The sequence below is a fragment of the Brevibacillus sp. AF8 genome (assembly GCF_021270385.1).
Classification (GTDB): domain Bacteria; phylum Bacillota; class Bacilli; order Brevibacillales; family Brevibacillaceae; genus Brevibacillus.
This window is the reverse complement of the sequence record NZ_JAGQDN010000003.1, coordinates 233,861-249,378: the sequence shown is the minus strand read 5'-3', so window position 1 is coordinate 249,378 and position 15,518 is coordinate 233,861. Positions and strand designations below refer to the sequence as shown.

The 15,518-nt window shown below is 47.4% G+C and carries 17 protein-coding genes; 8 read left to right on the top strand and 9 right to left on the bottom strand.

Annotated features, from left to right (window positions below; translation table 11 throughout):
- Positions 1-66: 66 nt before the first annotated feature.
- Genes KB186_RS07480 through KB186_RS07470 form a run of 3 tightly spaced genes read left to right on the top strand, consistent with a single transcriptional unit; the run spans position 67 to position 3,367 of the window.
- The gene (locus KB186_RS07480; RefSeq protein WP_173608198.1) at positions 67-840 is read left to right on the top strand and encodes a TraR/DksA C4-type zinc finger protein; all 774 of its coding nucleotides are present in this window, start codon (positions 67-69) and stop codon (positions 838-840) included.
- Positions 827-1,978 carry a mandelate racemase/muconate lactonizing enzyme family protein gene (locus KB186_RS07475; RefSeq protein ID WP_173608197.1) on the top strand — a complete coding sequence of 384 codons (1,152 nt, stop codon included), beginning with the start codon at positions 827-829 and terminating at the stop codon, positions 1,976-1,978. Before KB186_RS07480 ends, KB186_RS07475 begins: the two co-directional genes overlap by 14 nt.
- 15 nt (positions 1,979-1,993) lie before the next feature.
- Positions 1,994-3,367 (top strand): MFS transporter, encoded by a 1,374-nt coding sequence (locus KB186_RS07470; RefSeq protein WP_232773330.1) that lies wholly within the window; start codon positions 1,994-1,996, stop codon positions 3,365-3,367.
- Between the two features lie 74 nt (positions 3,368-3,441).
- Here the strand turns inward: KB186_RS07470 and KB186_RS07465 are convergent, their stop codons facing one another.
- Together KB186_RS07465 and KB186_RS07460 are read right to left on the bottom strand one after the other, a co-directional pair.
- Positions 3,442-3,915: an NUDIX domain-containing protein gene (locus KB186_RS07465; RefSeq protein ID WP_232773329.1), complete on the bottom strand. Its 474-nt coding sequence runs from the start codon at positions 3,913-3,915 to the stop codon at positions 3,442-3,444.
- 14 nt (positions 3,916-3,929) lie between these two features.
- Positions 3,930-4,859 carry an NAD(P)/FAD-dependent oxidoreductase gene (locus KB186_RS07460; RefSeq protein WP_232773328.1) on the bottom strand — a complete coding sequence of 310 codons (930 nt, stop codon included), beginning with the start codon at positions 4,857-4,859 and terminating at the stop codon, positions 3,930-3,932.
- A gap of 237 nt (positions 4,860-5,096) precedes the next feature.
- Between KB186_RS07460 and KB186_RS07455 the strand changes: the two genes are divergently transcribed.
- The 3 genes from KB186_RS07455 (at position 5,097) to ppsA (ending at position 9,959) form a co-directional block, all read left to right on the top strand.
- Entirely contained in the window at positions 5,097-6,452 is a 1,356-nt protein-coding gene (locus tag KB186_RS07455; protein WP_232773327.1) for an LCP family protein, read from the top strand.
- 84 nt (positions 6,453-6,536) lie between these two features.
- Positions 6,537-7,133, top strand: a complete 597-nt coding sequence (locus KB186_RS07450; RefSeq protein WP_232773326.1) for an Hsp20/alpha crystallin family protein — start codon at positions 6,537-6,539, stop codon at positions 7,131-7,133.
- 210 nt (positions 7,134-7,343) lie between these two features.
- Complete coding sequence (gene ppsA, locus KB186_RS07445; RefSeq protein WP_232773325.1) at positions 7,344-9,959, top strand: phosphoenolpyruvate synthase; 2,616 nt, start codon at positions 7,344-7,346, stop codon at positions 9,957-9,959.
- Positions 9,960-10,044: 85 nt separating this feature from the next.
- Here ppsA and KB186_RS07440 read toward each other — a convergent pair whose 3' ends face one another.
- Genes KB186_RS07440 through KB186_RS07415 form a run of 6 tightly spaced genes read right to left on the bottom strand, consistent with a single transcriptional unit; the run spans position 10,045 to position 12,011 of the window.
- Positions 10,045-10,260 (bottom strand): spore germination protein, encoded by a 216-nt coding sequence (locus KB186_RS07440; RefSeq protein WP_007717765.1) that lies wholly within the window; start codon positions 10,258-10,260, stop codon positions 10,045-10,047.
- A 3-nt stretch (positions 10,261-10,263) separates the two neighbouring features.
- Positions 10,264-10,656, bottom strand: coding sequence for a spore germination protein GerPE (locus KB186_RS07435; protein ID WP_173608190.1), 393 nt, complete (start codon positions 10,654-10,656; stop codon positions 10,264-10,266).
- A 14-nt stretch (positions 10,657-10,670) separates the two neighbouring features.
- Positions 10,671-10,862: a spore gernimation protein gene (locus KB186_RS07430; RefSeq protein ID WP_232773324.1), complete on the bottom strand. Its 192-nt coding sequence runs from the start codon at positions 10,860-10,862 to the stop codon at positions 10,671-10,673.
- A complete protein-coding gene (gene gerPC, locus KB186_RS07425; protein WP_221869116.1) occupies positions 10,859-11,473 on the bottom strand; it encodes a spore germination protein GerPC in 615 nt (204 codons plus the stop codon). The genes KB186_RS07430 and gerPC overlap by 4 nt, the downstream gene beginning before the upstream one ends.
- Positions 11,474-11,520: 47 nt before the next feature.
- Positions 11,521-11,763 (bottom strand): spore germination protein GerPB, encoded by a 243-nt coding sequence (locus KB186_RS07420; RefSeq protein ID WP_173608187.1) that lies wholly within the window; start codon positions 11,761-11,763, stop codon positions 11,521-11,523.
- Entirely contained in the window at positions 11,760-12,011 is a 252-nt protein-coding gene (locus KB186_RS07415; RefSeq protein WP_173608186.1) for a spore germination protein, read from the bottom strand. The genes KB186_RS07420 and KB186_RS07415 overlap by 4 nt, the downstream gene beginning before the upstream one ends.
- Before the next feature lie 147 nt (positions 12,012-12,158).
- Between KB186_RS07415 and KB186_RS07410 the strand changes: the two genes are divergently transcribed.
- The gene (locus KB186_RS07410; RefSeq protein WP_173608185.1) at positions 12,159-12,356 is read left to right on the top strand and encodes a hypothetical protein; all 198 of its coding nucleotides are present in this window, start codon (positions 12,159-12,161) and stop codon (positions 12,354-12,356) included.
- Positions 12,357-12,365: 9 nt separating this feature from the next.
- Here the strand turns inward: KB186_RS07410 and shc are convergent, their stop codons facing one another.
- Positions 12,366-14,348, bottom strand: a complete 1,983-nt coding sequence (shc, locus tag KB186_RS07405) for a squalene--hopene cyclase (RefSeq protein ID WP_232773323.1) — start codon at positions 14,346-14,348, stop codon at positions 12,366-12,368.
- Here shc and KB186_RS07400 point away from each other — a divergent pair.
- Entirely contained in the window at positions 14,321-15,454 is a 1,134-nt protein-coding gene (locus KB186_RS07400) for a DUF2515 domain-containing protein (RefSeq protein ID WP_232773322.1), read from the top strand. The two genes, shc and KB186_RS07400, sit on opposite strands and share 28 nt — an antisense overlap.
- The last annotated feature ends 64 nt before the right edge of the window (positions 15,455-15,518 follow it).

The window sequence follows — 15,518 nt, the reverse complement described above, 5'->3', positions numbered from 1 at the left end:
GGTTTTTTGCTGGTCATATTTCCTTCGGGACCAAGACATACTACCTGTTGAGGAAACCAAACAAAGGTGGTGTACAGCGTGGACCAAAAGATGGTGGCCAGCTTCCGGGAAAAGCTGCTGGAACAGAAGAAAGAACTGGAAGACCGCGTACAGGACCATTATGGCATGAGAGAACCGATGACAACCTCTTTGCAGGAGTTTGCCATGTACGATAATCATCCGGCAGATATCGGCAGTGAGATGTTTGAACGGGAAAAAGATTTGGCTCTTGATAGTCTCGATCGTGAGACATTAAAAGAGATTGATCAGGCGCTACTGCGTATGGAGGAAGGCACCTACGGCCTCTGTACGGTCTGTGGAGAGCAAATACCTGTGGAGCGACTGGAAGCATTGCCTCAGGCACAAACGTGCAAGGAGCACGCACCAGCGCCGATAATCAATGAGTCGCGTCCGATTGAAGAGGAGTTTTTGCAGCCACCCTTCGGACGAACGTCTTTGGATGAAAAAGAAGGACAGAACGGATTCGACGGTGAGGATGCTTGGCAAATTGTCGAGGCATGGGGGACATCCAGCACTCCTTTTTCGTACCAGGAACCTGACAAGACAGATTACGAAGAAATGTATATCGAGAGCAATGAGCCGGATGGCTTTGTTGAAGCCGTAGAGGAGATCGGTTACACCGATATTGAAGGCTATCACGGACCGGACAGTGTGCATTTTATGAGAAGCGGGACGTATGAGGAGTACATGAGAAAGGGAGAAGGGAAGGGCAACTTCCTCTCCTATGACGATTATGAGGGAGAGCAAGCCGAACGAGAGGGCATAGATGACTACTCATGACCAGGTAGAGATTTCAGACCTGCAAATTGAGCGCGTGGAAACGTATCCGCTGCTTCATCGTCTATCGCAAGCTTACGGTGATGCGAATGGGTACAAGCGTTATCGTACTAGTTATCTCATTCGGATTATCACACGGTCTGGAGTAGATGGCTGGGGAGAAATTATCGATTGGCTGCCAACGCTGCACAAGGGCTTTTGTGAGCGCATTATTCCGTACTTGCTGGGTAAGCAGGTGGATAACAGAGTAGCGATTGTCGATGTCATAGGAAAGTGGCATCAGCGATCGGCTTCAGGTGTCAGTATGGCACTTACGGAAATTTTGGCGAAAGTGGCGGGGCTATCTGTGTGCCAACTGTGGGGAGGCCAGATTCATTCTGGCATCCCGGTATATGCCTCCCTCCAATCCTACCGGGAAACGGAAGACTGGATGCAACAGTCATGGAAGCAAGTCAGCCAGCAAGTCGACGATGGCTTCAAGATGGTGAAGGTAAAGATTGGCGGACGCTCTGTTCTTGAGGATCAGACGCACATCGAAAAACTGATGAATTTGCTTCCCGAAGAAATTCTAGTAGCAGTAGATGCCAATCAGAGCTACGACTGTGCGACTGCAAGGAAGTGGGAGCGGCTTTTCTCCCGACATGGCAATTGGCTTTGGCTGGAGGAGCCGATGCCTATGGATCGTGCAAAAGAATATATCAAGCTTCGTTCATCATTATCCATCCCGCTTGCTGGCGGAGAAAACTTGATCCGTTGCGCACAGTTTTTGCCCTTGTATGAGGGGGGAGCCATTGATATTGCACAGCCTGACCTGATGCATACGGGGGGCATTGACGATTATCGAACGCATTTGCAAATGGCCCGTCAGTTTGGTTATCGCGTGTCTCCGCATTCCTTTGATGGCTCGCTGGCAAGATTGTATACGTTATTTGCACAAGCTTGCTTGCTGGCATGGACCAAGATGGATAGCCATCCCATTGAGCCAGTCGAATGGGACGTCATGGAGAACCCGTTTACACAATTATTTCCGCTGCGACCCAGAAACGGCGAAGTGACTCTTCCTGCTGGCGTGGGAATAGGCGTTGAACCTGACTGGGAGATTATGAACGCGTTGCGCTGGGACGGAAGCGCTTATGCGTAGGATAAGGAGTTTCGTATGGCACAAAATGCGAAAAACCTGATTGGGCTTGTCGGGGTTCCATTAGTTATGGTGCTGGGCAACTCGATGCTGATCCCTGTACTGCCTACCATGAAAACGGAAATGAAGCTCACCTCCTTACAGTCGAGCTTATTGATCACCGCTTTTTCGATTGCAGCAGGTATTGTTATCCCTTTTGCCGGCTATTTGTCGGATCGATTCGGGAGAAAAATTGTCATCATCATCTCGCTTGCCCTGTATGGTCTGGGTGGTTTACTCGCAGGGCTTGCCGCGCTGTGGCTGGATCAACCTTACATGGCTATCATGGGAGGGCGTGTGTTGCAGGGGATCGGAGCCGCTGGGACAGCCCCTATCGCGATGGCGTTGGTAGGGGATTTGTTCGATGGCGCCTCGGAGAGTAGGGCATTGGGGCTCTTGGAGACATCAAATGGGATGGGAAAAGTATTAAGTCCGATTTTTGGCTCCTTGCTTGCTCTCATCTCTTGGTACATGGTCTTCCTAGCGTTTCCGATTATTTGCGGTGTCGTCCTCCTGATGTTTTTATTTCTGACCAAGGAAAAGAAACAGGAGAAGAAGCCGCTCCCCGTCAAGCAGTACATGCATTCAATCGCGCAAGTGTTCAAGCAGCATGGAAAATGGCTTGTCCCCGCGTTTTTTATAGGGAGCATCTGCTTGTTCACGTTGTTTGGTGTACTGTTTTACCTGTCTGATTTATTGGAGGAAAAATACAAGATTGATGGTGTCATCAAAGGCTTCTTTTTGGCGATTCCTTTGCTCGTGATGAGTATAGCGGCATATGTGACAGGGATTATCATTAAAAAGAAGCTGAAGCTGATGCGTCTGTTTGTGATTATTGGCATGTTTTTGCTGGCTACGTCTTATATTCTGGCCAGCTTTGTCCAAGGGGCTTATGTTCTAATAGGCATTTTGGTCATCGGCAGCGTGGGGACGGGGATGATTTTACCGTGCTTGAACTCCATGATCGTTGGGGCCGTACAGAAAACAGAGCGGGGCATGATTACTTCTTTGTATAGCGGAGTCCGTTTTATCGGTGTTGCGATCGGCCCACCTATTTTTACCTGGTTGCTGGGAATTTCTCGGACGGTCATGTTTTTATCAATTGCAGGGTTATCGCTCGTTTTCGCTGTAGTTGCGATCTTTTTCTTGAAGCCCAAGCAGGTCGAGCAGCAAGGACAGGGTACAAAAAATAGCGAAACGAAAGCATGGCGGCAAATATCAGAGGTACTGGGAATTGAACCAGAAACGGTACATGAGGAACAACGTGAGAGAGCCATTAAAAAGTATGGTTTTGATCCAAATGAGCTCGTCAAGCGTGTATTGTCGGGAAAAAAAGAAAAGGAAAAACAATAAACAGGCTGTCTCTGTCGGTTATTCTCACCGAATACAATGTCGGAGAGCGACAGGGACGAGCCTGTTTATGATGGCTAGGACTCAGCGAAGCGATGGCGTAAAGCTCGTTCGAGTGCGAGCGGATACACATCATCTTGCAGAATGCGGCTAAACTCCGGATTGCCTTTTACATCTCGCGGGATATCCGCAAACACAATGGTGGCAAGCACGTCTGAGCCGCTTGGTTGGCTTGTATAATGCGCTACCTTGGCGATATAAATATCTTTTCGCATCGAGTCGTCGATGGTGTACTGTCCGATGCGCTCAATCCCTTCCAGTATGGCCCCGGTTTCTTCAAAGACCTCACGAACTGCTGCAGACAGGCTGTTTTCTCCTGCTTCTACCTTTCCCCCTGGTAGCTCCACACCGCGTGTACGATGGCGAGTAAATAACAGCTTTCCTTGATAAAAAGCGAAGATCAGCACGTGACCTGCTTGGTGGTTACGATACTCTTCTGGGGAAAAGGTTAGCTTGACAGGTAAGCCGAAATCGTCGTAAAAAGCGTACATGCAAAGCGCTCCTTCTACAGGCTCATTGATCTGTTAGTTTGAATTTGCAAGGAAATATGTTTGACTGCCTTCATTGCTTGCCCAACTGCCAGAGACAAACTCGCATAAGCAGCCCCGTTGCTCACGTCTCCGACTGCGTATATCCATGGAGAGTGGACTCGTTGATACAAGTCCGTTTGCAAGTACTTATCGCCAAACGTGTCCAACCCTTCGAGACCATCTGTGTTTCCATGAACACCAATTCGCGGCAGAATCCAATCCACTATGATTGCCTGCGGGTTGTTTTCGCGCGTAGTGGTGAGTGTCAGAACAGTCCGTGCCTCTTCTTCCTTATAGTCGCTGACTTGTGTTTCCCACAGGACTTGGATGTTGGGGAGGCCTGTGATTTTCTTTTGCCATTCGGGACGAGCACGCCAACGATTGCTCCGAACCAACAGATAGACTTGTCGGGCATGCGAACTCAAATTTGCTGCACTTTCTAATGCGCGATCTCCTCCGCCAATAACGGCGATATCTTGCCCGGCGATGGTATGCGCTTGGGCAGTTGTAGAAAACCAAGGCGACAGGACGCTCGGACAATCAGCTAAGGCCGGTATTTCATTCCAGCCAACTCCTGTGGCGATGAGTAAATAGTCGGCACGATAAACGGATTTCGAAGTGGTCACCTGTTTCGTTTCCTGATCAATGGAAAGAATGGTTTCGTTCAATCGTATGTTTTGCTGCTGGATGAAAGGATGTGCGATCAGTTCCTTTACAAGGGCAGCTCCCTGGTCATATACAAGGGGCGGAAAGTCGGTAATCTCGTTGTAAATGTGATGCAGTTGGCCGCCGAGTCTATCCGTTTTTTCGATAAGAAGACAAGAAAGACCTAATCGTTGGCACCATATTGCTGCGGACAACCCTGCGATGCCGCCACCTGCGATCAGCACCTGTATGTGTTCCACTCTCAAGTCCCTCCGATTCCCTTATTCATCTATCTGATTTTCCTCATTTTTAGACTACCTGTTTCGATTCGCAAGTGCAAGAACTCAGAGGGAAAACCGATCGAGTTGGATCGGCATGATTCTACAATTTACCGGAAGATTGTGGTAAAATGAGACGAAAGTTTTCCAGAATATATTGAAAAATGAATAGCCCAAAGCACTATGGACCCCGTGATAGTAAAAAGGAGTGAACCGAACGTGCAAGCCAAGAATGACAAGCCTCAAGCTCCTGCAAAACAGCCGCGTAAACGGATCAAGCGTGGCAAGCGAAGCAAGCGGATGTATCTGCTCTTGGCGGGTTGCTTATTCCTCTGTTTGTTGGCCGTAGGAGCAGGCTTCGCCCTCAACCAGGTAGACAAGACGCTGGAGATCGTAACAGCTGACCCTTACAAGCTGCCGGATCAACCTGTAGTAGAAAAGCCGTATGAACAAAAGAAGTCAATCGCCTTTGTCATCGTTGGAGTGGATACGCGCAAAAACATCGGTATGTTAAACACGGATGTTCTGATTGTCGCAGTCGCCAATCCCGTTACACAAAAGCTGAGCATGGTGTCGTTGCCCCGTGATACCCGCGTTCAAATCCCAGGATATCCAGGCTATCACAAGGTCAATGAAGTATTTGCCTTAGGGGAAAATATCAGGAAAGATGCGGAAATCAAAGGGAAGCCTGTCACAGAAAATGGCATGACGATGCTCAAAAAAACGTTGAATCACATGCTGGGGATCTCGGTCGAGCATTATGTGCAGCTTGACTTTGAAGGTTTCACAGCGGTTATTGACAAGCTGGGCGGAATTACGGTTGACGTAGATCGCGATCTCGTATACGAATTGCCCAAGCAAGGGGTATACCGCAATTTGAAAAAAGGGAAACAAGTATTGAACGGAGAGCAGGCACTCGGCTTCGTCCGTCATCGCATCGACCGGCGTGGAGACTCTTACAACTCGAGCGACTTCGATCGCAACCGCAGACAGCAACAGGTGATTCGTGCTGTAGCAGAAAAGAGCATGTCTATGGATGGATTAACGAGTTTGACAGCTGTGCTGGATACCGTTGGCAAACATATCAAAACCGATCTGTCGACAGACCAAATAAAAGGATTGGCACTCGATTTTGCCAGCTTTTCGTCAAGCAACATGGTTACTTTGGATAATGGGGCGATCTGGAGCTCTCCTTATTCCTTGTGGCCGAGGGAGAACATGCAAGCGGTTCGAACTGCCCTGCAAACAGAGGTGGGTGCAACTGGACCGAGCGAACAGCTCAGTGATGCAGCGGTAGCAGAAGTAGCCAAGGTCGAAATGAAAGCGGAGAAGAGAACGCAGGCTGCGAAGCCAAAGCCCACAACAGGTACAAAAGAGCAGCCAAAAACACAAAAACCAGCCACACCATCAAGAACTGCTCCAGAACCAACACAGGAGCCTGTGACACAGCCGACCGTACCAGATGGCAATGGCGAAACCAATCCTGCGCCGACGGATAGTAATATGCCGCCACCAGATATTTTGGCCCCGCCTGCACCAGCGACAGATAGTGCTGACATCGGGCAAACTGGATGATCTTGAGCACACCCCCCAGGCAAAAGCACATATTCTATCGTACATAGACAGTCTTGCCTCTGCTGGGAAGGGGAGTGCGTATGTATGAAAAATCTGCAAGAGACCATGAAGCAGTTGCAAAAAGCATCCGAAAGTTTGTCCAAGCTCGGTTTTGACCCAGATCATCCATGGAAAGCATTGAGCCAGATGGGACAGGTGCTGGATACAAATTTTTGGGAGAATATCGCGACGCTTAATAAGCAAGCAGCACAAAAGACGACTGCCGCAGCCACGCCAACTGTACCACCCGTGAAAAAGGGGAAAAAAAAGACGAAGGAAAAACCGATGCGTTTCGTGCAGGTAGACGATTCGCATTTTTCCCCAGTCTCGGATATATTCCAATCAGAGGAAATGGTCATTGTTTCCTGTGAACTGCCGGGCTTCGATCGCGATAGTCTGGAGATTACCCTCTTCGACCAACGTTGGTTGGAGGTTAAGGGGATTATCAAGGAAAGCGAGCACAAGGGGCTTCGTACACAAGGGGAGAGAAGCTACGGCCCCTTTTATCGAAAGCTGGCTCTTCCGGTTTCCGTCAGTTCAAAAGGGATGAGGGCTCAGTATCAGGACGGGGTGTTAGAAATTTATTTGATGCGTGGCAGGGCTGCGAACGAACGAAAAACCACATTTAAGGCGAGCTTGTAAAAGCAGGTAGCAGTGGAAAATGAAAAAAGAACCTGGATCTTCCTACCAGGTTCTTTTTATTGCACAGTAACAGACGCGATGATATAATCAGATCACGACTGATTTTGTCGATATAGTCAAAGTTATTGCATCCTACACTTTAATCGTACCATGCTGGTGAACTCTTGTCAAATGTTTTTTCTCAATTTAATGGATAGGGGAGATATTGAAATGAGTTCTTTGGTTCTCGGTTTTCAGGAAATGGAAAAAACGCAGCTTTATCTCGTTGGCGGAAAAGGATTACATTTAGGGGAACTGTCAAAAATACAAGGAATACACGTGCCAGAAGGGTTTTGTGTGACGACAGTGGGATATCAAAAGGCCGTCGAACAAAACGAAGTGTATCATGCTTTGTTGGATCGACTCACCATGCTAAAAGTACAAGACCGAGAACAAATTGGAGAAATCAGCAGGAAGATTCGACAAATCATTATGGATGCAGAGATTCCTTCCGATGTTGTGAAAGCCGTTACTCACTATCTCTCTCGGTTTGGAGAGGAGCATGCTTATGCAGTGCGTTCAAGTGCGACTGCTGAAGATTTACCACATGCCTCTTTTGCAGGTCAACAAGACACCTATTTAAATATCATCGGAAAAGAAGCAATCTTGCAGCACATCAGCAAATGCTGGGCTTCCCTCTTTACAGATCGAGCGGTCATCTACCGTATGCAAAATGGATTTGACCATAGTCACGTTTATTTATCCGTTATCGTTCAAAGGATGGTTTTCCCACAGGCTTCCGGGATTTTATTTACCGCTGATCCCATTACATCCAACCGGAAGTTGCTATCCATCGATGCCAGTTTTGGGCTTGGAGAGGCACTGGTCTCTGGCCTGGTATCTGCTGATTGTTATAAAGTGCTGGAAGAAGAAATCGTCGAGAAGAGGATAGCAACCAAACATTTGGCTATCCATGGACGAAAAGAAGGCGGAACAGAGACGCAGCAGATCGATCCCGATCAGCAAAAGACGCAAACACTTGCAGATGAACAAATTTTACAACTGGCACGCATTGGAAGACAGATCGAAGCTTATTTTGATTCCCCACAAGATATCGAATGGTGCTTGGTTGAGGACACCTTTTATATTGTCCAGAGCCGGCCAATCACGACTTTATATCCCATCCCTGAAGCGAATGATCAAGAAAATCACGTTTATGTATCTGTTGGCCATCAACAAATGATGACCGACCCTATGAAACCATTGGGACTGTCTTTTTTCCTGTTAATGACTCCCGCACCCATGAGCAAAGCGGGGGGAAGGTTATTTGTTGATGTTACAAAAATGTTGGCTTCACCTGACAGCAGACAAACCATATTAGATACCCTGGGACAATCCGATCCGCTTATCAAAGACGCACTGATGACCGTCCTAGAGCGAGGCGATTTTATACAATCTTCTCCTAATGATAAAAATGAACAGAATCCCGGTAAATGCAATAAAGGCATGTCGGCTTTTGGTTTTCAAGAACAATTCGAAAATGATCCGGCAATTGTTTCTGATTTGATTAAGCGCAGTCAAAGATCGATCGAAGAGGTAAAGCATAACATCCAAACGAAATCAGGACCGGATTTATTTGATTTTATTCGAGAAGACATCCAGCAATTAAAGAAGATTATATTTGATCCACAAAACATAGGTGTGATTACGGCTGCTATGAATGCTTCAAAATGGATCAATGAAAACATGAACATGTGGTTAGGGGAAAAAAACGTAGCAGACACGCTTTCTCAATCTGTGTCAAATAATATTACTTCGGAAATGGGTCTGGCGCTCATGGATGTTGCGGATGTCGTTCGTCCTTATCCAGAAGTCATTGATTTTTTACAGCATGTAAAAGATGATAACTTTTTAAATGAACTGGTTCACTTTGAAGGTGGACAGGAGACGCGAGACGCAATCTATGCGTATCTCACGAAATACGGGATGCGATGTTCCGGAGAAATCGATATAACGAAAACCCGTTGGAGTGAAAAACCAATCATGCTTGTCCCCATGATTCTAGGGAACATCAAAAACTTTGAGCCGAATGCTGGCAAGCGGAAATTCGAGCAAGGACGACAGGAAGCTTTGGAAAAAGAGCAAGAGTTAGTAGAGCGATTGAAGCAATTACCTGAAGGTGAACAAAAAGCGAAAGAAACCAAACAAATGATCGACCTCATCCGGAATTTCATCGGCTATCGAGAATATCCAAAATACAGCATGATGAATCGCTACTTCGTTTATAAGCAGGCTTTACTGAAAGAAGCCGAACGACTCGTACAAACAAAGGTCATTCATGAAAAAGACGATATATACTATCTCACTTTTGAAGAACTTCATGAGGTCGTACGCACAAACAAATTGGATGATCAGATCATCAGCAAACGAAAAGACGAGTACAAGTTTTTTGAAAAACTGACTCCCCCACGTGTCATTACGTCTGATGGTGAAATTATTGTTGGTGAGTACAAGCGAGAAAATCTGCCAGCCAATGCGCTTGTAGGTCTACCTGTTTCAACCGGTGTCATAGAGGGGCGAGCACGCGTCATCTTAAACATGGAAGATGCTGACCTAGAAGATGGAGATATATTAGTCACCGCCTTTACTGACCCAGGATGGACACCATTGTTTGTATCCATAAAAGGCCTAGTCACCGAAGTTGGTGGACTGATGACCCATGGAGCAGTTATCGCGCGTGAATATGGCTTACCAGCAGTTGTCGGCGTGGAAAATGCAACAACACTGATAAAAGACGGACAACGAATTCGCGTGCATGGGACAGAAGGGTATATTGAAATATTGTAGTCAGGGGGCCTCGTGCCTCCTTTTTGTTTCGTTTTTCAGCCAAAATAAAAACAGTGTCAATGAAATAACATTAACACTGCAAGGATTAGATGTTCCCAAACATCGGTTGATCGACGACATTGGGGTCCAAAGTATTGGTTGCGTTGACACCATTGAGCGTATTTACGACGTTACCTGTGTTGCCGCCTCCTGAACCGGAGAATGTCTTGGCGGCGGTTTTTGGCGATATGTTGAGGGTGTCTCCGAAGTTAACAGTACCTGAATTGTTATTGATATTGACAGCTCCAATGACAGAAGGCACAGGCTATCTCCTCTCCCCAGTATGTGGTTCTTCGCGGAACAGGTGGCGAATGTTTACCACACGTGTTTCTAATGAAATAGACTCGTTTGAACCGATGTGGACAACAGAGGCAGCAGCTATGAAAGGGACGCTCACATTTCGAACAAAAATATAAGGACAGTCATGGAACGTATCGATGCAGATCGGTTCAGTCAGGCTAGGTGCGATTAAAGGAATGGAGTAGGCAGAGTAATTCTCGAACATAAATTCGTTTTCGTAAAAGATGGCCTTTTCACGCTGGACCGCCAAAATATTGGAAACAGCATCTAGGCACTGGGAATCACCTATTTGCAGAACCGATGAGCCATCTACTGAGAGGACATCTACTTTGTGGACATGGCTGGTTCTCCGATACATCGTGTCCCACTTCCTTACGAAGCAGGAATTGCCGTATCAACGGGAATAGTGACACCTACAATCATTTTTTCAGGCGGTGTTTCATAAATCGATCGGAGGTTTACCGTCTGGGTGTCTCCGATAAATAAAGAAGCGGCAGAGGAGAGAGCTTCGATGGAGACGCGCTTCACACAAATGACTTCGTTTATCACCTGATACCTCATCATGACTCGTTCACCTCACGAGGCAAATTTTTTACAAATGTTTCGCATGTTTTATCAATATCGCGTTTGACTTTTTGGACGATTGTTTGCACGAAAATGTCGAGATGCTCCGGTTCCAGTTCATCAGCAGGAAGCTCGTTTAAGTAATGCTTGATGCGTTGGTCAATCTGCTTTTTAATGTCATCTAAAATAAATGCTCGATAATTTTGGTCAAGTGGGTAATTGCACTCTGTTTCAATTTTTTCGAGAACGAGGTAGGCATCGCCCTCCAAATATTGATAAATCTCATTTTGTACACGGTCAAAAAGAGGAGCGCTGGTTTGGGGAGGATCAGGGATGTCCATCGACTGATTAATGGAGAAATCACCGATTCCAGAATCATTGCCTTTTGGATTTAATCCGATATTGAGAGTCCCTTCGAGGCGTTCAACTTTGAGCAAGTCGAATTTGTATTCATTTCTAATGACCGAAGGAATCTGCCTTTCTTTGAGGTCATTGACATCTTGTTGCAGTTGTTCAAGCATCTGCCTCATATTTTCGATCTTTTTGTTTTGCGATTGTATATAGTCATGTAACTGTTGAATATATTGCATCATTTCGTGTCCCATGTACATGACGACCATCCTTCTTCAGCTAGCATAAAGCGTAATTAGCGACGCCGCTAGGGCATGCGCGGGGTAATGCGTGACGGCTCTACCAACGGGACAAGTGGAACGAACTCCTCAGAAACAGCTTGAGGAAGTGGACCCGCTGGTGGTGCTGGTTCTGTGAATTCCCCTGTGTTGTAAAGCTTGGATAATGGCTTGATGATACCAGCACTTCCGATCTGGCACACAGAGGAGTTGGTAATGCCATCGATCTTAAGTGAGTTGATTACGATATGCTGCGTGACAAAAAAGTTCATGCGAAATCTCGTCCCTTTGCCCGGTAATCATTCGTTTCTTCTACAAAAAGCGGGATATCATTATCGGATTGTTCATTGACGTAGACGACGCTACGTGGAATTTTAAATGACAAATTTGTACCAGAATTGAATGATCCTCCACCTGCGAAGGTCTTGGCATAGCTGGTAGGAGCGATTTTACGGACGTCTCCGACATTGAAAACGCCGCCCACGTTGTTTACATTGATGACTCCAACGAATGCTGGCATGTTCGGCACATCCTTTTGGGAGAGATCCTCTCTGTATTGTATGTCGTAGGCCATTGGGTGTTCATACCTGTTTTTGCGACCGAACCAGTGCGAGTTGCATACGATGTATGGATGGGCGCGAGTTTTAGGAAAAGGAGAAAAAGTTCCATGAATATGAAGGTGACGAATAAAAAAATAGACGTCGGTGATTTCAGTTTTGGTGGAGTAACTAAGTCGTCGATTGTGCTGATTGGGGACACCGATGTCCTTTCCTGCTACTCTATATTTGATACACCGCTACATGCCGTGATTTATTCACCCCAGGTTCCTATCCAGGCGTTAGACCTTGGTTTGCGAAGAGGGTAGCGGTGGTTTTTACGTGTTTGTGTATTTGGTCTGATAGTGGCTGAGAGCCAGCAACGGCCAAATCCAACGATAGCTGTGATAGGCAAAGTATGTGCCGCCAGGGCGTCCCCCGCCAGTCGGGTAGCGAGTCGTCCAGTCATTTGCTTGATTGTGAGTGAGCAAATAGTGAATCCCTCGTTGCAGCTCTGTCGTCGGCTTGGATGATACGGCTATCAGTGCATCGATTGCCCATGCTGTCTGCGAGGGAGTGCTTGCTCCGAGGGGGATGTACGTTTTTTTCTGGTCACTCTGGCAAGATTCTCCCCAGCCGCCGTCGGGATTTTGGTTGGCAACCAGCCATGCAACCGCTTTTTGGATGGCGGGATCAGTAGGGGAAAAGCCAACCGCCATTAGCCCGGTAATGGCAGCCCAAGTGCCGTATAGGTAAGCAATTCCCCAACGTCCATACCAGGAGCCGTCTGACTCTTGATGTTTGAGAAGCCAGCGGACTCCTTTTTCTACATGCGGGTCAGTCAATGTTCGTCCGGCATCGTTTCCGAGGAATTCCAAAGTCCTCCCTGTCAAATCGGCAGAGGACGGATCTGTACTGACGGTATCAGCTCCTTCAATCGGCAGGTGGCGAATGAAATCAGCATCCGTATTTCGTTCAAAAGCAGGCCAGCCTCCATCGTCGTTTTGCATGGATAATAGCCATTCGAGACCGCGTTTCCAAGCAGCAGCGGCTGTCATATCCTTACGGGCGAGCAGGCGTAGAGAGCGCAGAGCAGCCGTCGTATCATCAATATCCGGGTTCATCGTGTTGTAGTCAGAAAAGCCCCAACCGCCTGGCTTTCCTTTTGGATTGCGGATTTTCCAGTCACCGTACGTATGCTGCTGTTTCTGGAGAAGGTAACGGTTTGCTTTTTGAATCGCGGGATGGGTGGTAGAGAGTCCGCTTTTTTGCAGAGAAGTAGTCAAGAGCGCCGTGTCCCAGACGGCTGATGTAGCTAGCTGCAAGTGTGCACCGTTTTCGTAATCGCAGACACTGTTCGTAAGCCCTTGCATCGCCTTTCGAATAAGCGGATCTTTCGGAGAAAACCCCCGAGCGAGCAGCGCAAATATCATGAAAAAGGTAGAGGTCGAGTAATTGTACAGAGTACCATCTGGCTCGATTCGCGCCAGGATGTATTGTTCCAGGCGCCGCAGGGCGAGCTTGTGCAGTTGTCCGGGTAAAAAGGGGAGCCGCTGCAAGGAATCGTGGATGGTGGCGAGGAACGATTGGCCCTCCTTGAGGAAATTCTCCAGGAATCGATGCTGATATAGACCGCGTGAGATAGGCGTATCTGCGTATAGATCGGACAAGTCTGGTGGATTGTCAGGCTTTTTTACATATTTGCGATCAGCCACAATCATCATGGGTGCAAGATGGACACGAGCGTACCCGACAAAATCGTAAAAGCTGACAGGGAAGCTCGAGTGCAAGAGAGCAATCTCGACGGGAACGAGAAAATGCGAGGGCCACTGGTATTGGCCTGTCAAGGCTGTAGCAAATTTGGTGAGCATGTTCGCTTGTGTCAGCCCACCCTTTTCCAAAATAAACGAGCGAGCCAGAGCCATTCTTGGTTCGTTCTTCGTGTATTTGCCTGATAACAGCAGAGCGTAATACGAATCAATAGTCGTAGACAGATGGCCATCATGCTCGTCAGGATACAGCTTCCATGCCCCATTCTCGTGTTGGAGAGATATGATGTGAGCAGTGAGCTTCTCCATCAAACGCTCATCATGAATACCCAGTGTGCGCAATAGGATGATCATGTGAGAATCTGTCATCGGTGAGCTTTCCAGACAAAAGCGCCAAGTGCCATCCTCTTGTTGGCGCTGTAACAAATAGGCTTGAATGCGGTTGATTTCTTGCTGGACTTCACGCAACTCATTCACCTCCCGATAAAATACGGCGTCTGAGGAAGAGAGGGGGAAGAGCATCGATGGGGTTGTCGTGGTACCAATACGCATCACGTCTGCCGCTTGCCATAAATCTGGGGAAGGTCCGTACGGCGACAGCATTATTGTCAGAACAAGATCAAAAGACTGTAGAGCGGATTAGACAGGAGACACTCGCCCACAACCGCGACAACATAGACAGAACGCGCGCCTATTTGTCGTTTTATCAAAAACATCCACAAGTTCACTGGGCGCTATTGGCACATCTCGTATCACGTAATGCGGGATGGAGTATGACCGATTTGCGGGGAGAATTATTGCCTCGCTTGCTCCGAGCAAAAGAGCAGCAGGATTATTTTTCGTTCTTGGAGCGGGGAAACTGGCTGATTTTTCACGATGCATACCCTCAATTGTTACTGTATGAAGAGTGTGTCAGGCGACAGACCAACCTTTTTTATTTACTGCCTCATCTGGGCGTCTCTACTTTCATGCAGGCGATCTGGAATCATTTTTGGAAGACAACGGATAAATATATACTCGCCATTGGTTTGATCATCAATGAACAAAACTACTTGGAAGAGCAGGTGATGAAAGACCCGGCCTATCAAAATTCTGTTGTCCGCACAATCCCGTTTGCCCTGCAGGAGCTTTTGCAACTGAATATGATCTTGCTTCCTCAGCAAAAAAGGGTTGATGAGCAGGGAAGCTCCTTGCAGCTCGCGGGTGAGCGCGTGTTTCATTTTTCCTCCTTACCAGAGAGAATCAGCTTGGGAAAAAGGCTGTACAGTCTGCTGTTTGGGGCAATAAATAGGCAGGAGGCAGCGTACGCTTGGGCATTGGATCAGCCACACACAGGTTCGCGAAAAGATTATTGGCCCCATCTTTTTCACGATGTGAATGAGACAGTTCCTGGCAAGCCTTATCAGGTAAAACTAATGAACTGTCAGCTGCGATCAGGGGCAAAGCGGCTATTTTCCCCAACGCTGCGCCAAGTTTGGAGACCAGTCAACCATGAGCAGCCAAAGGAGTTAGATTGGTACAAAAACAAAGGCGATGTATGGCGTGTGTTGACTCGAACGGAGGAGACAGCCGATGCAACAGAGATGAGTGAAGCGTATTGCCAGGCGTTGGCAAAAATCGAGTGGGCTGTCGCAGCCAGAGCGAGAATACTTGGCTAACTTGTAGTAAAATAGAGAGGAATCCAAAACGTTAGACTGAACCTCGACAGGCTTAGAGAGTTTT